The organism is Nonomuraea sp. NPDC003709, assembly GCF_040610775.1.
Classification (GTDB): Bacteria; Actinomycetota; Actinomycetes; order Streptosporangiales; family Streptosporangiaceae; genus Nonomuraea; species Nonomuraea angiospora_A.
Genome location: NZ_JBEXMW010000016.1, coordinates 344159 through 360954, shown reverse-complemented (window position 1 = coordinate 360954; position 16796 = coordinate 344159). Strand labels below are relative to the sequence as shown.

15 protein-coding genes are annotated in these 16796 nt (G+C 71.1%); 8 read left to right on the top strand and 7 right to left on the bottom strand.

Annotated elements, in window-relative coordinates; genetic code table 11:
• Positions 1–334: 334 nt before the first annotated feature.
• Positions 335–727 carry a DUF4440 domain-containing protein gene (locus ABZX61_RS40790; protein ID WP_355201980.1) on the bottom strand — a complete coding sequence of 131 codons (393 nt, stop codon included), beginning with the start codon at positions 725–727 and terminating at the stop codon, positions 335–337.
• Between the two features lie 65 nt (positions 728–792).
• Between ABZX61_RS40790 and ABZX61_RS40785 the strand changes: the two genes are divergently transcribed.
• Positions 793–1215 (top strand): helix-turn-helix domain-containing protein, encoded by a 423-nt coding sequence (locus ABZX61_RS40785; RefSeq protein ID WP_355201977.1) that lies wholly within the window; start codon positions 793–795, stop codon positions 1213–1215.
• 174 nt (positions 1216–1389) lie between these two features.
• Here the strand turns inward: ABZX61_RS40785 and ABZX61_RS40780 are convergent, their stop codons facing one another.
• The 4 genes from ABZX61_RS40780 to recO all read right to left on the bottom strand — a co-directional run bounded on the left by ABZX61_RS40780 (position 1390) and on the right by recO (position 5435).
• Positions 1390–2151 (bottom strand): phosphotransferase, encoded by a 762-nt coding sequence (locus ABZX61_RS40780; protein ID WP_355201975.1) that lies wholly within the window; start codon positions 2149–2151, stop codon positions 1390–1392.
• A 42-nt stretch (positions 2152–2193) separates the two neighbouring features.
• A complete protein-coding gene (locus ABZX61_RS40775) occupies positions 2194–3819 on the bottom strand; it encodes a polyketide antibiotic transporter (protein ID WP_355201972.1) in 1626 nt (541 codons plus the stop codon).
• A 111-nt stretch (positions 3820–3930) separates the two neighbouring features.
• Entirely contained in the window at positions 3931–4704 is a 774-nt protein-coding gene (locus ABZX61_RS40770; protein ID WP_355201969.1) for an isoprenyl transferase, read from the bottom strand.
• Complete coding sequence (gene recO / locus ABZX61_RS40765; RefSeq protein ID WP_350725044.1) at positions 4701–5435, bottom strand: DNA repair protein RecO; 735 nt, start codon at positions 5433–5435, stop codon at positions 4701–4703. Before recO ends, ABZX61_RS40770 begins: the two co-directional genes overlap by 4 nt.
• A gap of 140 nt (positions 5436–5575) precedes the next feature.
• Between recO and ABZX61_RS40760 the strand changes: the two genes are divergently transcribed.
• From ABZX61_RS40760 to ABZX61_RS40740, 5 genes are all read left to right on the top strand, one after another.
• Positions 5576–7087: a CDP-alcohol phosphatidyltransferase family protein gene (locus ABZX61_RS40760; RefSeq protein ID WP_355201966.1), complete on the top strand. Its 1512-nt coding sequence runs from the start codon at positions 5576–5578 to the stop codon at positions 7085–7087.
• Positions 7084–7806, top strand: a complete 723-nt coding sequence (locus ABZX61_RS40755) for a DUF5941 domain-containing protein (RefSeq protein WP_350725040.1) — start codon at positions 7084–7086, stop codon at positions 7804–7806. Before ABZX61_RS40760 ends, ABZX61_RS40755 begins: the two co-directional genes overlap by 4 nt.
• Positions 7807–8391: 585 nt before the next feature.
• Entirely contained in the window at positions 8392–9240 is an 849-nt protein-coding gene (locus tag ABZX61_RS40750) for a hypothetical protein (RefSeq protein WP_355201962.1), read from the top strand.
• Positions 9237–10082, top strand: a complete 846-nt coding sequence (locus ABZX61_RS40745; protein ID WP_355201959.1) for a vWA domain-containing protein — start codon at positions 9237–9239, stop codon at positions 10080–10082. Before ABZX61_RS40750 ends, ABZX61_RS40745 begins: the two co-directional genes overlap by 4 nt.
• Positions 10083–10193: 111 nt before the next feature.
• Positions 10194–11579: a glycoside hydrolase family 16 protein gene (locus tag ABZX61_RS40740; RefSeq protein ID WP_355201956.1), complete on the top strand. Its 1386-nt coding sequence runs from the start codon at positions 10194–10196 to the stop codon at positions 11577–11579.
• Between the two features lie 3 nt (positions 11580–11582).
• Here the strand turns inward: ABZX61_RS40740 and ABZX61_RS40735 are convergent, their stop codons facing one another.
• Positions 11583–12545, bottom strand: a complete 963-nt coding sequence (locus ABZX61_RS40735) for a 2-oxoglutarate and iron-dependent oxygenase domain-containing protein (RefSeq protein WP_355201953.1) — start codon at positions 12543–12545, stop codon at positions 11583–11585.
• Between the two features lie 77 nt (positions 12546–12622).
• On the opposite strand from ABZX61_RS40735, the gene ABZX61_RS40730 reads away from it, so the two are divergent.
• Entirely contained in the window at positions 12623–13795 is a 1173-nt protein-coding gene (locus tag ABZX61_RS40730) for a hypothetical protein (RefSeq protein WP_355201951.1), read from the top strand.
• Positions 13796–13816: 21 nt separating this feature from the next.
• On the opposite strand, the gene ABZX61_RS40725 is transcribed toward ABZX61_RS40730, so the two are convergent.
• A complete protein-coding gene (locus tag ABZX61_RS40725; RefSeq protein ID WP_355201948.1) occupies positions 13817–16162 on the bottom strand; it encodes a GH1 family beta-glucosidase in 2346 nt (781 codons plus the stop codon).
• 91 nt (positions 16163–16253) lie between these two features.
• On the opposite strand from ABZX61_RS40725, the gene ABZX61_RS40720 reads away from it, so the two are divergent.
• Positions 16254–16739, top strand: a complete 486-nt coding sequence (locus ABZX61_RS40720; RefSeq protein ID WP_355201945.1) for an Lrp/AsnC family transcriptional regulator — start codon at positions 16254–16256, stop codon at positions 16737–16739.
• The last annotated feature ends 57 nt before the right edge of the window (positions 16740–16796 follow it).

The following is a 16796-nucleotide window of genomic DNA, read 5'->3' as shown; positions in this document are numbered from 1 at the left end:
GACGGGGCCTTAGACAAGTCCGATCCTCCCAGCTCAAGGGCACTTTTCTTATGTGAATGATCAGGTCGGCTCAAATTCGCCGTGAAAGCCGCAGGCTAGCCGAAACCATGCGATGAACTGCTGGTGAAGATCAATCACTCCAGGCCGCCGTGGCGTCGGCACCGGCCGCCTCAGGCCGGGAGCGCCATCCATTGCAGGTCGTCCACGAGCAGCAGTGTGGGCCTGCCCGACCGGGAAGTGCCCAGGGCCGGCCGCAACCTTCGTATCCCGCCGAATCAAACGCGTCTTTGATCACCGAGGCGTCGGCGTTTCGGCCGACCCACGCAAATCAGCCTCAGCCATCGATTGTCGAGCGCACGCCGAAAGGGTTGTCGATGGCGTACCGCCAGCGCCCGTCCCTTCCGCGGCGGGCGACGTCGGTGGCGGTGCCCTCGATGTGGACCTGCTGCCCGTCCCGATCCACACCGTCGATGGCCCAGTCCACGATCAGCAGGGCCGTGTCGCCCGCGGCATAGACGTGCCGCGGCCGGACCGTGATCGGCAGCCCCAGGGCCATGAAGCGGGCGTTGGCGGCTTGGGCCTGCGGGCCGGTCAGCGGGGAGCCGGGCTCGGGTACGAAGACCGCTCCGCTCTCGTAGACCTCGGCCACGGCCGCCGGGTCGCCGGTGTTGAAGCGGTCGGCGAACACGGCAGGCACGTCCTCGGGGCGTTCGGCGAGTTGGCGCATCGCAGTTGCACGTCCTTCCGGCAGGTAGAAATCGGGTGGATGCGGAAAAGCTAGGAGGCTCCCTCGTGACTCACCAAACGGTTGGCCACCCCGGCCTGCCCGATGATCCTCGGGCCGAGGTCACCGAGCCGGATCCGTCGTGTCCGGTGGAGATCGCGCTCGCGGCGCTGCGCGGGCGGTGGACGACTCTCGTGATCCGCGAGTTGCTGCGGGGTGAGCGTGGGTTCACGGAGCTCCGGCAGGCGCTGCCCGAGTTGTCGGACAAGGTGCTGTCCGATCGGCTGGCGCAGCTCGCCGAGGCCGGGGTGCTCGAACGTCGCCGGAGGTCCGGATGGCCGCCCCGTACGCACTATCGGCTCACCCCGCACGGGCGCCGCCTCGGGCCCGTCCTCCAGGCGCTCTGGGATTGGGGCGCCCAGGCTGAAGGCCGCCATGGGCAGGAGGTCCAGTCGGGTCTGACCGCCACGGCCGAGAGCGATCACAATTGAGCGCGGGTGAGGGCGGGTGGGTGCGGCTTGATCGGGCGGCGGGGTGCCCATCAGCGACCCCGCGGCCCTGCTCGACTGGGCCAGGCGCGCTGATGCCTCTACTGCTACGGCGGCGATCCGGGCCAGATGGACCGGCTGGCGGACGTGGTCAGCACCCTTTGATCAAGAGAAGTCCTACAGCAGGGCCAGCATCCGATCCGCCTGCGCGGACCGGATCTCCCGGCGGCAGCGCAGCAGCCAGAACAGCGCGAGCAGCCGCCGGCACTCCGTGAGCCTGGCCGCCTCCTCGGCGGTCAGCTCGAACCGGTCGAGCACGGCGGTCAACCCGGCCGGGTCGTTCTCCCAGACCGAGATGTGCTCGGTGACCTCGGCCAGCTCGAACGCGCGGTCGCTGCGCCCGGAGTACTCGAAGTCGATGACCCGGACCCTGGTGCCGTCCCACAGGTAGTTGGCCAGGTTCCCGTCGCCGGTGCCGAACACCGGGGTGCCCGGCTGCGCGAACATCGCCTCCAGGCCCGGCCCGGACACCCAGTCCGTGGCCGCGCGGAGGGCTTCGGCGGTCGCGGGTTCGGGCGTGGCCGCCGCCGCCCAGTCGCGTACCTTTTGCAGGAGATAGACCGGGTGCCCGGCACGCGCCGGCACCCGGTCGAGCAGCCGGGACGGGATCGAGCGCTGGACGCCGGTGATGGCCTCGGCCAGGGCATCGACGAGTTTCCCCGCGATCTCCCCGCTCACCGTCGTACCGTCCAGGCGGGTCATCACCACAGTCGGCGGGTCGGCCTCCAGCTCGGCGGTCACCGGCGCCGGGGCCAGGCCGGGATCGTGTTCGCCCAGCAGTTCCAGGGCACGCCATTCGCGTTCGGGCTCACCGTGGTCCGACGACCGGTACCGCTTGATCACCACGTCGGACCGCACCTCGATGGAATGGCCGCCCATCCGCCCTCCGATCTTGCCGAATGGGACGACATGCTAGACCAATCACCCGAAGTCGCGGCGGCGAAGAGCCGCGAGGGCGCCGCCGAGGAGCAGCGCCGTGAGGGCCGTCAGCGCGAGGGCGGGGCGGACGTCGAAGGAAGTTCCGAGCATCGGGTTGGGGATGTAGTGGAACGGCTCCAGCGGGGTCCCGTGCCACAGCCCGTACAGGGGGCTGACGATCTTGCCGAGCCCGGCGGTCAGGAGCCAGACGATCCAGGAGATCGCCACGCTCGCCCTCGGGACCAGCCCGTACGCGAGCACGCAGACCGCCCCCACGCACCAGGCCGCCGGCACGGCGCTCAGCGCCCCCACCAGGAAGCGGGGCAGGTCGCGCGCGAGATCGCCGACGAGCAGCGAGTACAGCGTGCCGAACACGAGCCCGGCGACGGCCATCAGCGCCGCCGTGCCGAGCCCGGTCACGACCAGGTGGCCGGCCGCCCAGCGCAGGCGGGTCATCGGGGTGGACTGTACGGTCTCCGCGCGGCCCGAGGTCTCCTCCGAACGCAGCCGCAACGTCATGAGCACCGGGTAGAGCGCGACGGCGTACGCGATGATGAGGATCAGGTACCACGAGTACGCGCCCAGCGCGGTGCCCGTGTCGGACACGCCGAGGAGGCTCATGATGCTCTGCACCACGAGGCTCGGCCGCGAGAGCAGGTCCTGGGCGAGCGGGCTGAGCCCGGCGCCGGCCATGGCGAAGCACGCGACCCCGGCGGCCCACTTGGCCAGCAGAGCGCGGTGCAGCCGCCAGGCCAGGCTGATCGGGCCGCGCAGCTCCGGCGCCGACTCCCGGCCCAGGCGCTCGGGCAGCAGGCCCTCGCCGAGGTCGCGGCGGCCGAGCAGCCGGTACGCGACCGCGCACAGGGCCACGCTGACCAGCACCGACACGCCGAGCAGCCACCACCGCTCGTCCTGGTACGCCCGCACCAGATGGCTCCAGCCGATCGGCGACAGCGCCTTCAGCCAGTACTGTCCGGTCGCGTCACCGGCGTAACGCATCACGTAGGCGGCGCCGAGCGCGGCCAGGCTGATCGCGGTGGCCGTGCGGGCGCTGCGCGCGAGCTGCGCGGCCACCGCGGCGACGGCGCCGAACACCCAGCCCGCGACCGTGATCGCGGCCCCGTAGGCGACGGTCCCGACGGGCTCGAACCCGAGCCCGAGGAGCACGGCTCCGGTCAGCACCCCGCCGGCCAGGCTGATCCCGCCGGCGACCAGCAGGGCGGCGGTCAGCGGCGCGTGGCGGCTCACCATGCCGGAGCGGACCAGCTCGGCCCTCCCCTCGTCCTCCTCCCTGCGCGTGTGGCGGACGACCGACATGAGGGCCGCGAGGGCGCTCGCCACGTACAGGAACCCGCCGCTGCGCCACGTCGCGATCACCTCCAGCCGCGGCTCGATGAGGCCGCCGCCGAGCGCGCGCAGGAAGACGTTCCTGGTGGCGAGTTCGACATAGGTGAGCTTCAGCTCGTACGTGCCCATGGCCCGGTTGACGTAGGACACCAGCGCCAGGGCCAGGGCCACGATCAGGAGGATCCACCAGGGCGCGATGCCCCGCTCGCGGCGCAGCGCCAGGCGGACGAGGTGGCCGGTGCCTGCCAGGGCGCCGGCCCGGCCTTGTCGTGCGTCAGCCATTCGGCATCAGCTCCTACTCACGAGTACAGCCAACTGTTCCGATGAACAGCAGGCTATACCTGCGTATAGGTGACAGCCAGCCCTGGGCCCCGATCCAGAGGTTGGGGCCGGTCAGACCGGGTTGGGGAGCGCTCCGCCGTAGCGCCTGTCGCGCTTCGCGAAGACCTCGCAGGCCTCCCACAGATCCCTGCGGTCGAAGTCGGGCCACAGCCGGTCGAGGAAGACCATCTCGGCGTAGGCCGACTGCCACAGCAGGAAGTTCGAGAAGCGCTGCTCCCCCGACGACCGCACGAACAGATCCACCGCGGGGATCTCCGGCTCGTCCAGGTAACGCGCGAACACCTTCTCGTTGACCTTGGACGGCTTGACCCGCCCGGCCGCGATGTCCTCGGCCAGCCTGACCGCCGCCTCGACGATCTCGGCCTGCCCGCCGTAGTTGACGCAGAACTGCAACGTCAGCTTGCTGTTGCCGACCGTCATCTCCTCGGCCGCCTGCAGTTCCGAGATGACGCTCTTCCACAGCCGCCCCGGCTTGCCCGCCCACCGGACGCGCACACCCATGGCGTTGAGCTCGTCGCGCCGCCGCCGGATCACGTCACGGTTGAACCCCATGAGGAAGCGGACCTCGTCGGGCGAGCGCCGCCAGTTCTCCGTGGAGAACGCGAACGCGCTCAGATAGGGGACGCCCAGCTCGAGCGCCCCCTCGATGACGTCGAACAGCGAGGATTCGCCCGCTTTGTGCCCCTCGATGCGGGGCAGGCCACGAGACTTGGCCCAGCGGCCGTTGCCGTCCATGATGATCGCGACGTGCTTGGGCACCAGGTCGCGCGGGATCGGCGGGGGCGTCGCGCCCGACGGATGCGGGGTCGGAGGTCGTACGTTCACACAGGCTCCCTTTCGACGTGTCGGAGAGAGCGTATTCCGTGTTCGAGGTGCCATTGCAGATATGCGGCAACGAGCCCGCTGCACTCACTCCGGTGGCGCGACTCCGAGGCGTCGGCGGTGGCCCAGTCGCCACGCAGCAGCGCCGTCATGAGCCCGATCGTCTCCCCGGCGGGCACGGCCGAGCCGGCCGGGCGGCACGCCCCGCACACCACGCCCCCCGCGACGATGGCGAACGCCCTGATCGCCGGTGCCTGGCACTTGGCGCACGCGTCGAGCGCGGGGGCGTAGCCGGCCACGGCCAGCGAGCGCAGGAAGTACGCGTCCAGGACCAGCCGGGCCTCGTGGACGCGTTCGGCCAGCGTGCGCAGCCCGCCCACCAGCAGCAGGAACTGCCGCAGCGCCGGCTCCTTCTCCCCGTGCGTCAGCCGGTCAGCGGTCTCCAGCATCGCGCTGCCCGCGGTGTAGCGGGGATAGTCGGCCGCCAGCGTCTCGCCGTAGGGTCTGATCGTCTCGGCCTGCGTGACGACGTCGAGCGTACGGCCGACGTGGAGCTGCAGGTCGACATGCGTGAACGGCTCCAGCCTGGCGCCGAAGCGGGACTTCGTGCGGCGCACGCCCCTCGCCACGGCCCTGATCTTGCCGGTGCGCTTCGCCAGGATGGTGACGATGCGGTCGGCCTCACCGAGCTTCTGTGTGCGTAGAACTACGCCTTCGTCACGGTAGAGACTCACTCGGACATCTTACGGCCGCACCGAAGCGACGTTACGGGCATGCTCTGGTGACGCGACTTTACGTCACCCTCACTAGACTTTGACGTCTGTCCCCGGATTACCCGTTGTTCAACCCCCCGCTACCGCCTCGAAAGGGAGTCATGACCCGCGTGGTCCTGCTGGGCGCCTCGCCCGGCCCCGACACCTCTCCGACCGGCCTGAGGCTGGCCGCGCTGCCCGGCACGCCCACCGTGGCCGAGCGCCTGCGCAGCCAGCTCACTTCCCTGGATCCGCGGCTCGCCACGATCGAGTCAGGCGACGTGGCCGCCGCCCTGCGCGCGCTGGCCGACGTCGCGGAGACCGCGACGGAGAACCTCTTCATCATCCCGGAAAACTCTGTCATCCACGACGAGCTGATCTACCAGATCACCAAGGCCAAGCGCGGCGCGCTGGCGCTCGTCGCCAAAGAGCCCCGGCCGGACGTGACAGAGGAGGAGCCGCAGGAGGACATCGTCCCGATCGACGAGGCAGAGCCCGAGATCGGCCTCGGCCGCCTCGAAGGGCTGCCCATCCGCTCGCGCGTCGGCAAGTCGCGCGTGGTCTCGGTGGGCACCGCGCGCCACGCCGTGACCAGGCCCAACGCCATCCTGCTCGGCCCGCTGCACCTGAGCGCGCGCAACGCGCCCATGCTGGCGCAGACCTGCCGCGAGCTGGCCGCGATGGCCGACACGTTCGGCGAGGACGACGACCTGCTGCAGCTGATCGTGTTCGGCCTGGTGCGCAACGGCGTGTCGGTCGGCATCAGGGGCCGGCGCGACCTGTTCTACCGCCGGGTCACGACCCAGGAAGAGGTCAACGAGGCCGGCACCGAGATGGCCGGCATGAACGAGGACCGGGCCAGGCTCAACAACGCGGTCAAGGGCGCCGACGGCTTCTTCACCACGTACTTCGTCTCCACCTACTCCCGCTTCATCGCCCGCTGGGCGGCACGGCGCGGGCTGACGCCCAACCAGGTGACGCTGATCTCGATCACGCTCGGCGTGGCCGCCGCAGCCTGCTTCGCCACCGGCGACCGGCCGTGGATGGTGCTGGGCGGTGTGCTGATCTACTTCGCGTTCGTGTTCGACTGTGTGGACGGGCAGGTCGCCCGCTACGCACGTAAGTTCGGCGTGCTGGGGGCCTGGCTGGACGCCACGTTCGACCGGTTCAAGGAGTACGTGGTCTTCGCCGGGCTCGCCGTCGGCTGGGTCGTCTCGGGCAACAGTGACGACATCTGGATCCTGGCGCTGGCCGCGATCGGCCTGCAGTCCGTACGCCACCTGCTCGACTTCTCCTTCGGCGTCTCCAACCGCCGCAAAGCCCCGTCCCCGCTGCCCACGCTGGCACTGGACGCGCCCGACGACCGCGACCTGCGTCAGGCCCTCACGCGCCGCAAGGTCGAGCGCAGCCAGGGTCTGCGAGGCGTGCTCAAGATGTGGACCAAGGCCGGCAAGTTCCGCGCCGTCCACTGGGCCCGCAAGATGATCGTCTTCCCCATCGGCGAGCGGTTCGCGGCCATCGCGATCACCGCCGCCCTCTTCGACGCCCGGATCACCTTCATCACCCTGGTGATCTGGGGCTCCGTCGCCGCCGCCTACACGCTCACCGGACGCCTCATGAGGTCGCTCGTATGATCACCCAACCGCAGGCCATGGCCACCCCCACGCCGGACCCCGACGAGGAACGCCGTCGCATCCAGACCGCCCGCCTGCTCGCCTACCGTGACGACGGCCCGCTCGCCCACGCCCTCGCCGGCAAGCTCGGCAAGGGCCTGCCGCCCGTGCCCACCACGCTCGTGGCCCTCCTGGCCGTGCTGGCCTTCCTGGTCACCGGCCTGCTCGACCAGGGCGGCCCGATCCTGCTCCTGCCCGTCGCGACCACGCTGCTGCTCGTGCTGCCGACCACGCCGCGCGACCACCTGGGCCGCTTCGACTGGCTCACCCCGCCGCTGCTGCGCGGCGCCGAGTTCCTCGCCGTGATCTCGATCGGCCTGGCCGCGGGCGCGCCCAAGTGGCTGCTGTTCGTGCTCGTCTACGTCGTGGGTTACCACACGTACGACACCGTCTACCGGACCCGGCAGAGCATCTGGCCGCCCGCCTGGGTGTTCCACGCGGGGCTGGGCTGGGAGCTGCGCCTGCTGGTCATCGGCCTGGGCGCCGCGCTCGGCATCCTGACGCCGGTGCTGGCGGTGCTTACGGCGTACCTCTTCGTGCTGTTCGCGGTGGAGAGCGTGACGAGCTGGGTCCGCCTCGACAAGGCCTCCGCCCAGGCGGGCGCCGACGCCGAGCAGGACCTCGAGGCCTCCCCCGAGGACCAGCTCGAACAGGCCACCGGCGAGGCCGACAAGGGCTGACCCCACACGCGGCCCGGCTTGCCGACGCCCGCCCCGAGCACAAAGGGCTTCCCGAGGGAGCGCTTCGCGCTCGGGGCTCAGGCGTTCTTATGGAGGCGCCTTCCGGCGCACCCCCCGCGCCCGCGGCGCCATCGCGAACCCACCCCTTGACCGACGAGGCGGTGGGCCGACTGACACCCACCCAGACCAACTCGCCTCCGACCACCCACCGGCCAGGACGCAACACCGCTGAACGGCAACCCGACGACCTGCCGTAAGATGCCGCCCCATTCCGCGATTGGGCCAACGTCCCGCTTGGCAGGGCGAGCGCCACCGAGGCGAGCACGATGGATTGGATCTCGGCCTCAGCGCCTGATTCGGGCAGCCTAGCTTGGCAATGGGCACTGAATGGCGAGCCCTGGGGCGTCGAGCCAGATCCACTGCTCATCGGGTGTGGCGGTCATGCCGAATCTACTGATTGGCCGCCTATCCACGCTCGCCGCGAGCCATGAGGCGATGCGCGGACAGTGACATTGCCGCCATTCCGGAAAGTGGCCGTTTAGTCTGGGGGCAGGACACGGATCCGGCCGGAGCCTGGAGACGCGGATGGCGTTCTTGTCGCGGCTGTTCAAGCGGGGCGATCCGCCGGCCGAGCGGGAGGAAGCGCGTCGGCGGGGGATGCGGGACGCCCGGGAGCATCCTTTGGGCGAGTTCACCGATCCGGAGTTCCAGCCCGCCTACGTCACCGAGGTCCGGGCCCTGGCCCGTGAGCAGGTCACCGAGGTCGATCGGCGGCTGGCGGCCACCCGTACCGCGATCCTGGAGCGGGCGCTGGGGGCGCGCGAGGTGATCTTGCAGGAGCTGGCCAGGAGTGACACCCACCCGGAGCCGTCCCTCGCCAACGGTCACGTCTCTGACGAAGTCGACGAGCAGCCGGACGCGTTCATCTCGATCGCGGAGGCGAGAGCGCGGCGGGCGGAGACGCGGCGGCGGGCCGTGGTGGAGGAGGCGAACGTCGGCGTGCAGCGGGCCAGGGCCCGCATCGAGCACCTCACCCAGGAGTGGGAGAGCGCGCTGATCGAGCGCGACCACGAGGTGGAGGCGGTGCACGCCAGGGCCGAGCAGCTCATCGCCGCGTACAAGGGCGGGGTGCTGCGGGCCCATCCGCGCAGGGAGGAGATCCCGTCCTTATGGAAGGGCGAGGTCATCGCGATGGGTGCCACGGGTGAGACCGCCACGGCGGTCTCCGGGCGGGAGGAGATCGCGCGGATCCTGCGGGAGGTCGAGGACCGCATCGAGGTGTGGCACTCCGAGGTGATGCCCCGCGAGCTGCCGGGAGGGGCGCGCCGCCAGCTCTCGCCGCCGCCGCCAGCCGATGCCGGCGTCCCCGAGGACCGCGACGCGGGGGACGCCGGGGACGATCGCGCTTCAGGGAGCGAGCAGGAGGGCACGTGAGGGCCGAGGAGCGTGACGGCGACGACGACGGGGCTCGGGAACGGCGCATCCCGGCGCGCAGGCCGGTGGCGGCACGAGAAGCGCCCGACCCCGTCGCGGCGTCGGAGGCGCGCAGGCCGGAGGCGGTGGCGAGGGCGCGTGGGGTTGGGGCGGTGCTGGGGGTGATCCTGCTGGTCGCCGCCACCGTGGCGGCGTGCGGGACGGAGGCCAAGGCGGTCTGCGGCGTGATCGTGGACTCGACCAGCTACGCCGACCCCGCCACCTCCAGGAACGACGTCACCTCCAAGCTGCCCGCCTTCACCCAGGGCTGCGACTGGATCGGGTTCGCGGCCGTCACGGGCAGCTCGGAGAGCAGCACCTGCCGCCAGGACCCGGTCTCCATCGCCGCCACCCAGGCCGAGAACCCCAACGACAACCCCGTGGTCGAGGATCGCGTCAGGGCGCACCGGATCACGGAGGTGGTGCCGAGGGCGGTGAAGCTGTTCGGCTGCCCGGCGGAGGGCGAGGGCTCCGACGTGCTGGGAGCCCTGCGGTACGTGGCCAAGCAGCTCGGCGCGCAGCGGCAGCCGGACAAGCCGCACCGGCTCATCGTGTTCAGCGACCTGATCAACAACCGGGGCGACCTGAACATCAACAAGCTGGACCTGAGCGAGGGCGCGCGCAAGCAGAAGATCAAGGAACTGCGGGACGCGCGGCTGCTGCCCGACCTGACCGGGTACTCGGTGGTCGTGCACGGCTTCCTGCGGGAGAAGACGTCGAGCCCCGACCGGTTCCCGCTGCTCGAAGGCTTCTGGAGGGAGGCCTTCGAGGCGTCCGGCGCGAGCCCGGTGGATCTGCTCTAGGAGAGCGCGCTCCCTCCGGGTACGCAACGTTGACAGCAGGTAAAGACTGTGTTGACATCGGCCCAGAGAGCGCTCTCTCTCACAAGGCCCCCCACCCCCCATGGAGCAACGATGACAACAGCCCTCCGGCGCCGGCGCCGACTGGCGGCGGTGGCCGTGGCGCTCGCGGCGCTCAGCGGCCTGCTCGTCAACGTGGCCGTCAGCGCCTCGGCCGCCGTCCCGCCCACCCCGTCCGGCTGGTCGCTCGTCTGGTCGGACGACTTCGACGGCGCCGCCAACACGCTGCCCTCGTCCACCAACTGGATCGTCGACACGGGACACGCCTACCCCGGCGGCCCGGCCAACTGGGGCACCGGAGAGATCCAGAACTACACGTCCAGCACCTCCAACCTCAGCCTCGACGGCGGGGGCAACCTCCGCATCACGCCGCAGCGCAGCGGCTCGGGTGAGTGGACCTCGGCGCGCATCGAGAGCCGGCGGGCCGACTTCAAGCCCGCCGACGGCCGGATCCTGCGCATCGAGGGCCGCATCCAGATGCCGAACGTGACCGGCGACGCCGCGCTGGGCTACTGGCCGGCGTTCTGGGCGCTCGGGGCGCCGTACCGGGGCAATTACTGGAACTGGCCGGGCATCGGCGAGTTCGACATCATGGAGAACGTCAACGGCATCAACGCCGTCTGGGGCGTGCTCCACTGCGGCGTCAACCCGGGCGGGCCGTGCCAGGAGACGACCGGCCTCGGCACCAACCGCGCCTGCCCCGGATCGACGTGCCAGGCGGCCTTCCACAGCTACCGCTTCGAGTGGGACCGCAGCGTCAGCCCCAACCAGCTGCGGTGGTACGTGGACGGGCAGCAGTTCCACAGCGTGAGCCAGTCGCAGTTCGACGCCGCGACCTGGTCCAACATGACGGGGCACGCGGGCTACTTCCTGCTGCTCAACGTGGCCATGGGCGGGGCCTTCCCCAACGCGCTCGGCGGCCAGACGCCCACGGCGGCGACCGTGCCGGGGCGGCCGATGCTGGTCGACTACGTGGCGGTGTGGCAGAGCGGCAGCGGCACCCCTCCGACGAACCCGCCCGGGGGCGTGGACGCCCGTTCGACGATCCAGGCCGAGCAGTACCAGGGGCAGTCGGGCACCATCGTCGAGACCACCACGGACACCGGCGGCGGCCAGAACGTCGGGGCGATCGCCAACGGCGACTGGCTCCGGTTCGACGGCGTGAACTTCGGGACGGAGGCCGCCCGCCAGTTCAGGGCCAGGGTGGCGTCCGGGGCCGCGGCCGGGGTGAGCGGGCTGGTGCAGGTCCGGCTGGACAGCCCCACCGCCGCTCCCATCGGGGACTTCGCTCTCGCCAACACGGGCGGGTGGCAGAGCTGGCGTACGGTGCCGGCCAACATCTCGGGCGTGACCGGGACGCACACCGTCTATCTGACCTTCAGCAGCGGTCAGCCCGCCGACTTCGTGAACGTCAACTGGTTCACGTTCTCGACCGCCTGAGGCTCAGAGGGCCTCGAAGAGGCGCGGGAAGACCTTGGAGACCTTGGACAGCAGGTACTCGCCGTAGGTGCCGGTGAAGTCGACCTGGCCGTCCCAGCGATGGCCGGGGGCGTACGGCAGCGGCGGTACCTCGCTGTCCCAGCCTGGGTCGAAGAAGAACGGGAAGCTCAGGCGCTCGTTGCCGCTGCGGTTGCGCACCCGGTGCGGGGTCGAGCGGTAGTGGCCGCCGGTGAGCTTGTCGAGCATGTCGCCGATGTTGCAGACGAAGGTGTTCTCCAGGGGCGGGGCCTCGATCCAGCCGCGCGGGGTGCGTACCTGGAGGCCGCCGTTGGCGTCCTGGAGGAGGAGGGTCAGCAGGCCGTAGTCGGTGTGCTCGCCGACGCCCCAGGTGTCGGGGTCGTCCGGCGGGGCGGGCGGATAATGAAATATCCGGAAAAGCACGGTCGGCTGGGCGGTGTAGCCGGAACGGAAGTAGTCCTCGTCCAGGCCGAGGCTCAGGGCGATCCCCGACATGATGGCCTGGGCGAGCGCGGTCATCGAGCCGAGATGGTCGAGCACGGCGTCGCGGAGCTCGGGCACCTGGGCGGGGAACAGGTTCGGGCCGTGCAGCGGCAGCGGGCCCGGCGGCTCCTCGGCGCCGAAGTAGATGCCCTCCTTCAGGTCGGGCCGCCCCGAGGTCAGCTCGCCGCCGACCGGGAAGAAGCCGCGCCAGGCCTTGCCTCCCCGTTCCATGGAGATCTCGGCCTTGACCTCTTCGGGCAGGGCGAAGAAGCGCCTGCTCGCGACGTCGAGCCGGCGCGGGAGGTCCGGCGGCACGCCGTGGCCGGAGACGTAGAAGAAGCCGCTGTCCCGGCACGCCTCGCCGATCGCCTCCGCCACGGCAGGCTTGTCGGCGGCAAGGTCGGCGGTGAGGCCGGGGTCGGTGGCGAGCAGGGGCGAGACGTCGATCACCGGCAATTCGCTCACACCGTCATTTTGACATCCGCCCGCTCCCGGGACCCAGTGACGCACAATCGAAAGCAGGACCCGCGGTAGGAGGCCTGATGCGCTTCATTCGCCGGAAGCAGGACGACGACGTCGAGCCTGGCCAGGTCACCCGCATCACGCCTGCCGTGGCGTACGACGGCGACCTCTACCACCTGCCCGACTGGGCGCGGCGCCGCCACGAGGAGCGCGAGCTCGGCCGGGGGCACGCGGCCGACGGCCAGATCGACACGCTCACGCTCCAGACCGGCAGCGTGCCGCGCTTCCACGAGCTGGAGGACGAGCGGCTGGCCGAGCTGGCCGAGATCGAGGACCGTACCGAGCAGGAGATCCAGCGGGCCCGCGCCGAGTTCGAGTCGCAGAAGATCAGTCTCGCCGAGTCGCAGCGGGCGTTCGGGGAGGCGCGCAAGGCGCTGGACGACAGCCAGCGCCAGGTCACCGAGCTGGAGCAGCCGAGCCGCCGGCCGGGCGACGGGCGGCCCAGCTCCATCGCGATCTCGGGCAGCCGCTGGCCGGTCGTCCGCCGCTGGCTGCCCGCCGCGCTCCTCCTGCTGCTCCTGCTGATCGTCGAGGTGCCCATCCTCTACCAGGTCATCCTCAACTGGGGCGACAGCGTGGCGATGACCGCGCTGCTCGCCGCCGGTGCCGCTCTGATCATGCTGGTGGCGCCGCACATGTACGGTCGCGCGTTCCGGTCGTGGCAGGAGCACGGCAGCCCGGCCAAGGGGCGGTGGCTGCTGGCCGGGGTGGCGCTCGTCTGGCTCGGCCTCATCGTCGCCGTGGCCGTCCTGCGCCGGGACGCCCTGGTCAAGCCGCTGGTCGTGGACGGCCGGGACATCGGGCCGACCTCGGAGGGGGTCAGCCAGGTGCCCACCATGATCCTGCTCCTGGCCCTCCTGATCGCCACCGCCCTGATCGCCGCCGACCTGGGGCGGCGCATGCACAACCCCAACGACCAGCGGTTACGTGAGCTGCGGGCCAAGCGTGACGCCGAGGCCCGCGCCTGCGCCGCCGCCCAGGCCGCCTACCAGCGGGACGCCGGATACGCCGAGAGCATCGCCCAATACCTTCAGGCGGTGGACCGGCGCAGGGCCGGCCGGCTGCGCCGGCTCGACAGCGGCTTCGACAGTCTGGCCACGGCGTACCTGGGAGGCGTGGTGGAGGGCCTCAAGGACCCGGAGGCGGCCAGCTGGGCTGAACGCATCGTCCTCCACCGCCGCACCCGCTCCTGACTCCCGTACCGGTACGAGGGCTCAGCTCGACTCCCTCACCACGAGCCGGGTCGGCAGCACGACGGAGGTGGTGTGGCGGCCCTCCAGCCGCGACAGCAGCAGCCGCGCGACCGCCAGCGCCTGCTCCGCCAGCGGAACCCGCACGGTGGTCAGCCCCGGCGTGGTGGCCGAGGCGGCGTCGATGTCGTCGAAGCCCACGATCGCCAGGTCCTCGGGCACCCGGCGGCCCAGCTCGCGCGCGGCCTGCAGCGCCCCGATGGCGAGCTGGTCGGTGGCGGCGAACACGGCGTCCAGCGCCGGCTCGTCGCCGAGAAGCTGCCGGGCCGCCGCCGCGCCCGAGGCGCGGGTGAGGTCGGCGAGGGCCAGTAACGGCTGCGCGCCCGCCCGCTGCAGCGCCGCCCGGTGCCCGGACAGCCGGTCCTGGACGGCGACCAGGTCCATCGGGCCGCAGATCATGCCGATGCGGCGGCGCCCGCTCGCGAGGAGGTGCTCGGTGGCGGCGGCCGCGCCGCCGGCGTTGTCCACGTCCACGTACGGCACCAGCGAGGCGACGGCCGGCTTGCCGAGGAGCACGATCGGCACGTCCGTACGCGAGAGCCGCTCGGCCAGCGTGTCGCCCCGGTCGGGCGGCAGCAGCACGACGCCGTCCACCAACCGGGCCTCCGCCTGCTGGACGATGCGCCGGTGGCTCTCGGCCGTGTCGGCCAGCATGAGCGTGATCTGCTTGCCGGCGCCCTCCAGCATGCTGGTGACGTACTGCACGACGGCGGCCGTCAGCGCGTCCCCCTGCCTGGGGACGGACAGGACGAGGGCGATGGCGTTGGTCCGCCGGGTGACCAGGCTGCGGGCCGCGGCGTTGGGCACGTAGCCGAGCTCCTTGACGGCCCGCATCACCGCCGTGCGGACCTCGGGGCTCACCGACGCCTCGCCGTTGACCACACGCGAGACGGTGGCGCGGGAGACGCCGGAGCGGGCGGCGACGGTCTCCAGGGTGGGCCGCTTGGGCCGGGTCTCGGTGAGGCCGTTACGCCGGATGACGTCGCGGTACCACAGCGCGCTGTCCTTCGGCCGCCGTTTCTGGGTGGCGAAATCGACGTGCACGAGGCCGAACTTCCGCTGGTAGCCCTCGGTCCATTCGAAGTTGTCGAGCAGGGTCCAGACGAGATATCCGCGAACGCGGGCGCCGTCCTCGACGGCCGACAGCAGGGCCCGCAGATGCTCCTCGACGAAACTGATGCGTTCGACGTCGTGAATGCCGTCGCCGGTCACCACGTCGACGAAGTCGGCGCCGTTCTCGGTGACCATCAGGTCGAGCTCCGGATATTCCGCGGAAAGGCGCCGCAGCACCAGCGAAAGGCAATTGGGCACGATCGGCCAGCCCATCGCGGTGACCGCCGTCGGAATCGTGCAGAACAGCACGCCCTCGCTTCCCGGATAGGCCGAGGCGGCGGGCTCGCTGGGCTGGGCCTGCACCACGGAAGGCGAGTAGTAATTGATACCGAGCAGGTCGAGGGGCTGGGCGATGATGTCGAGGTCGCCGTCGCGAATGTGGTCGAGGCCGCCGTTGCGCTCGATGATGGGCAGGATCTCGGCGGGGTACGAGCCGCGCAGCATCGGCTCCAGGAACTGCCGGTTGGCCAGGGCGTCGATCCTGGCCACGGCCTCGGCGTCCTCCTCCGACAGCTGCCTGCCGAAGTCGCTGACCTGGGCGGGCGTCAGGACGGGCGAGATGTTGAGCACCGTCCCCACCCGGGCCGCCCCGCCGGACCGCAGGGCCTGCGCGGCCAGCCCGTGCGCGAGCATCATGTGGTGGGCGCTCCTGAACGCCTCGGCGGCCGATTTCCGGCCCGGCGCGTGGCTCCCGTCGCCGTATCCCAGGAAGGCCGCCACCCAGGGCTCGTTCAGCGTGAACCAGGTGTCGACCCGGTCACCGAGCCGGCCGTGCACGGCGGCGGCGTAATCCGCGAAACGGCGGGCGGTGTCGCGGGACGGCCAGCCGCCGAGCTCCTCCACCGCCTGCGGCAGATCCCAGTGATAAAGGGTCGCATAAGGCGTGATGCCGGCCGCGAGAAGCTCGTCAAGCAGCCGGTCGTAAAAGTCGAGGCCGGCCTCGTTCACCTTGTCCGAGGCGTCGGGGAAAACCCGCGGCCAGCTCACCGAGAACCGGTAGGCGGCCATTCCCAGGTCTTTCATCAACCGCACGTCTTCGGGATAACGGTGGTAATGGTCGCAGGCCTCGGCGCGGTCGGCGGAAAAGACGTCCCAGATGGACGGCCCCCGGCCGCCGGCGGACGTGGCCCCCTCGATTTGAAAGGCCGAGGTAGAGACTCCCCACACGAAACCCTCGGGGAAGCTTGCGGTGCTCATTTTGGCGGAACCCTCCGATGACTGTTTGCCCGCTTAGTCTCCCGCGTGCCGCTCGTCGCGCGCCAGCCTGGCCAGGCGGTATACAGAGCGCGTGGAACTGGATCGGCTCGATCGTGACATCATCGCGGCGCTCGTCGAGGACGCCCGCGCGACCTTCGCGGACATCGGACACCAGGTGGGGCTGAGCGCGTCGGCGGTCAAGCGCCGGGTGGACCGGCTGCGCGAGACGGGGGCGATCACCGGGTTCAGCGCGAGGGTGGCGCCGCAGGCGCTCGGCTGGACGACCGAGGCGTACGTGGAGCTGTTCTGCCAGGGCAAGACCAAGCCGTCGGACATCGCGCTGGCCGTGGCGAAGTTCCCCGAGGTGGTGGGGGCGGCCACGATCACGGGCGAGGCGGACGCGCTGCTGCACATCAGGGCCACGGACGTGCGCCACGTGGAGCGGGTGATCGAGCGCATCGCGGCGCAGTCGTTCGTGGTGCGGACCAAGAGCTCCATCGTGCTCTCGCGGCTCGTGGACGCACCTCCCGGCACCTCCGTTCCGGAGCCGCGCAACGGATCCCCTGCCCAGCTCTGAAAGACGCAACAGACCCGCGCGAACACGCAATGCCAAACACTTGGCCTGCATAAACAT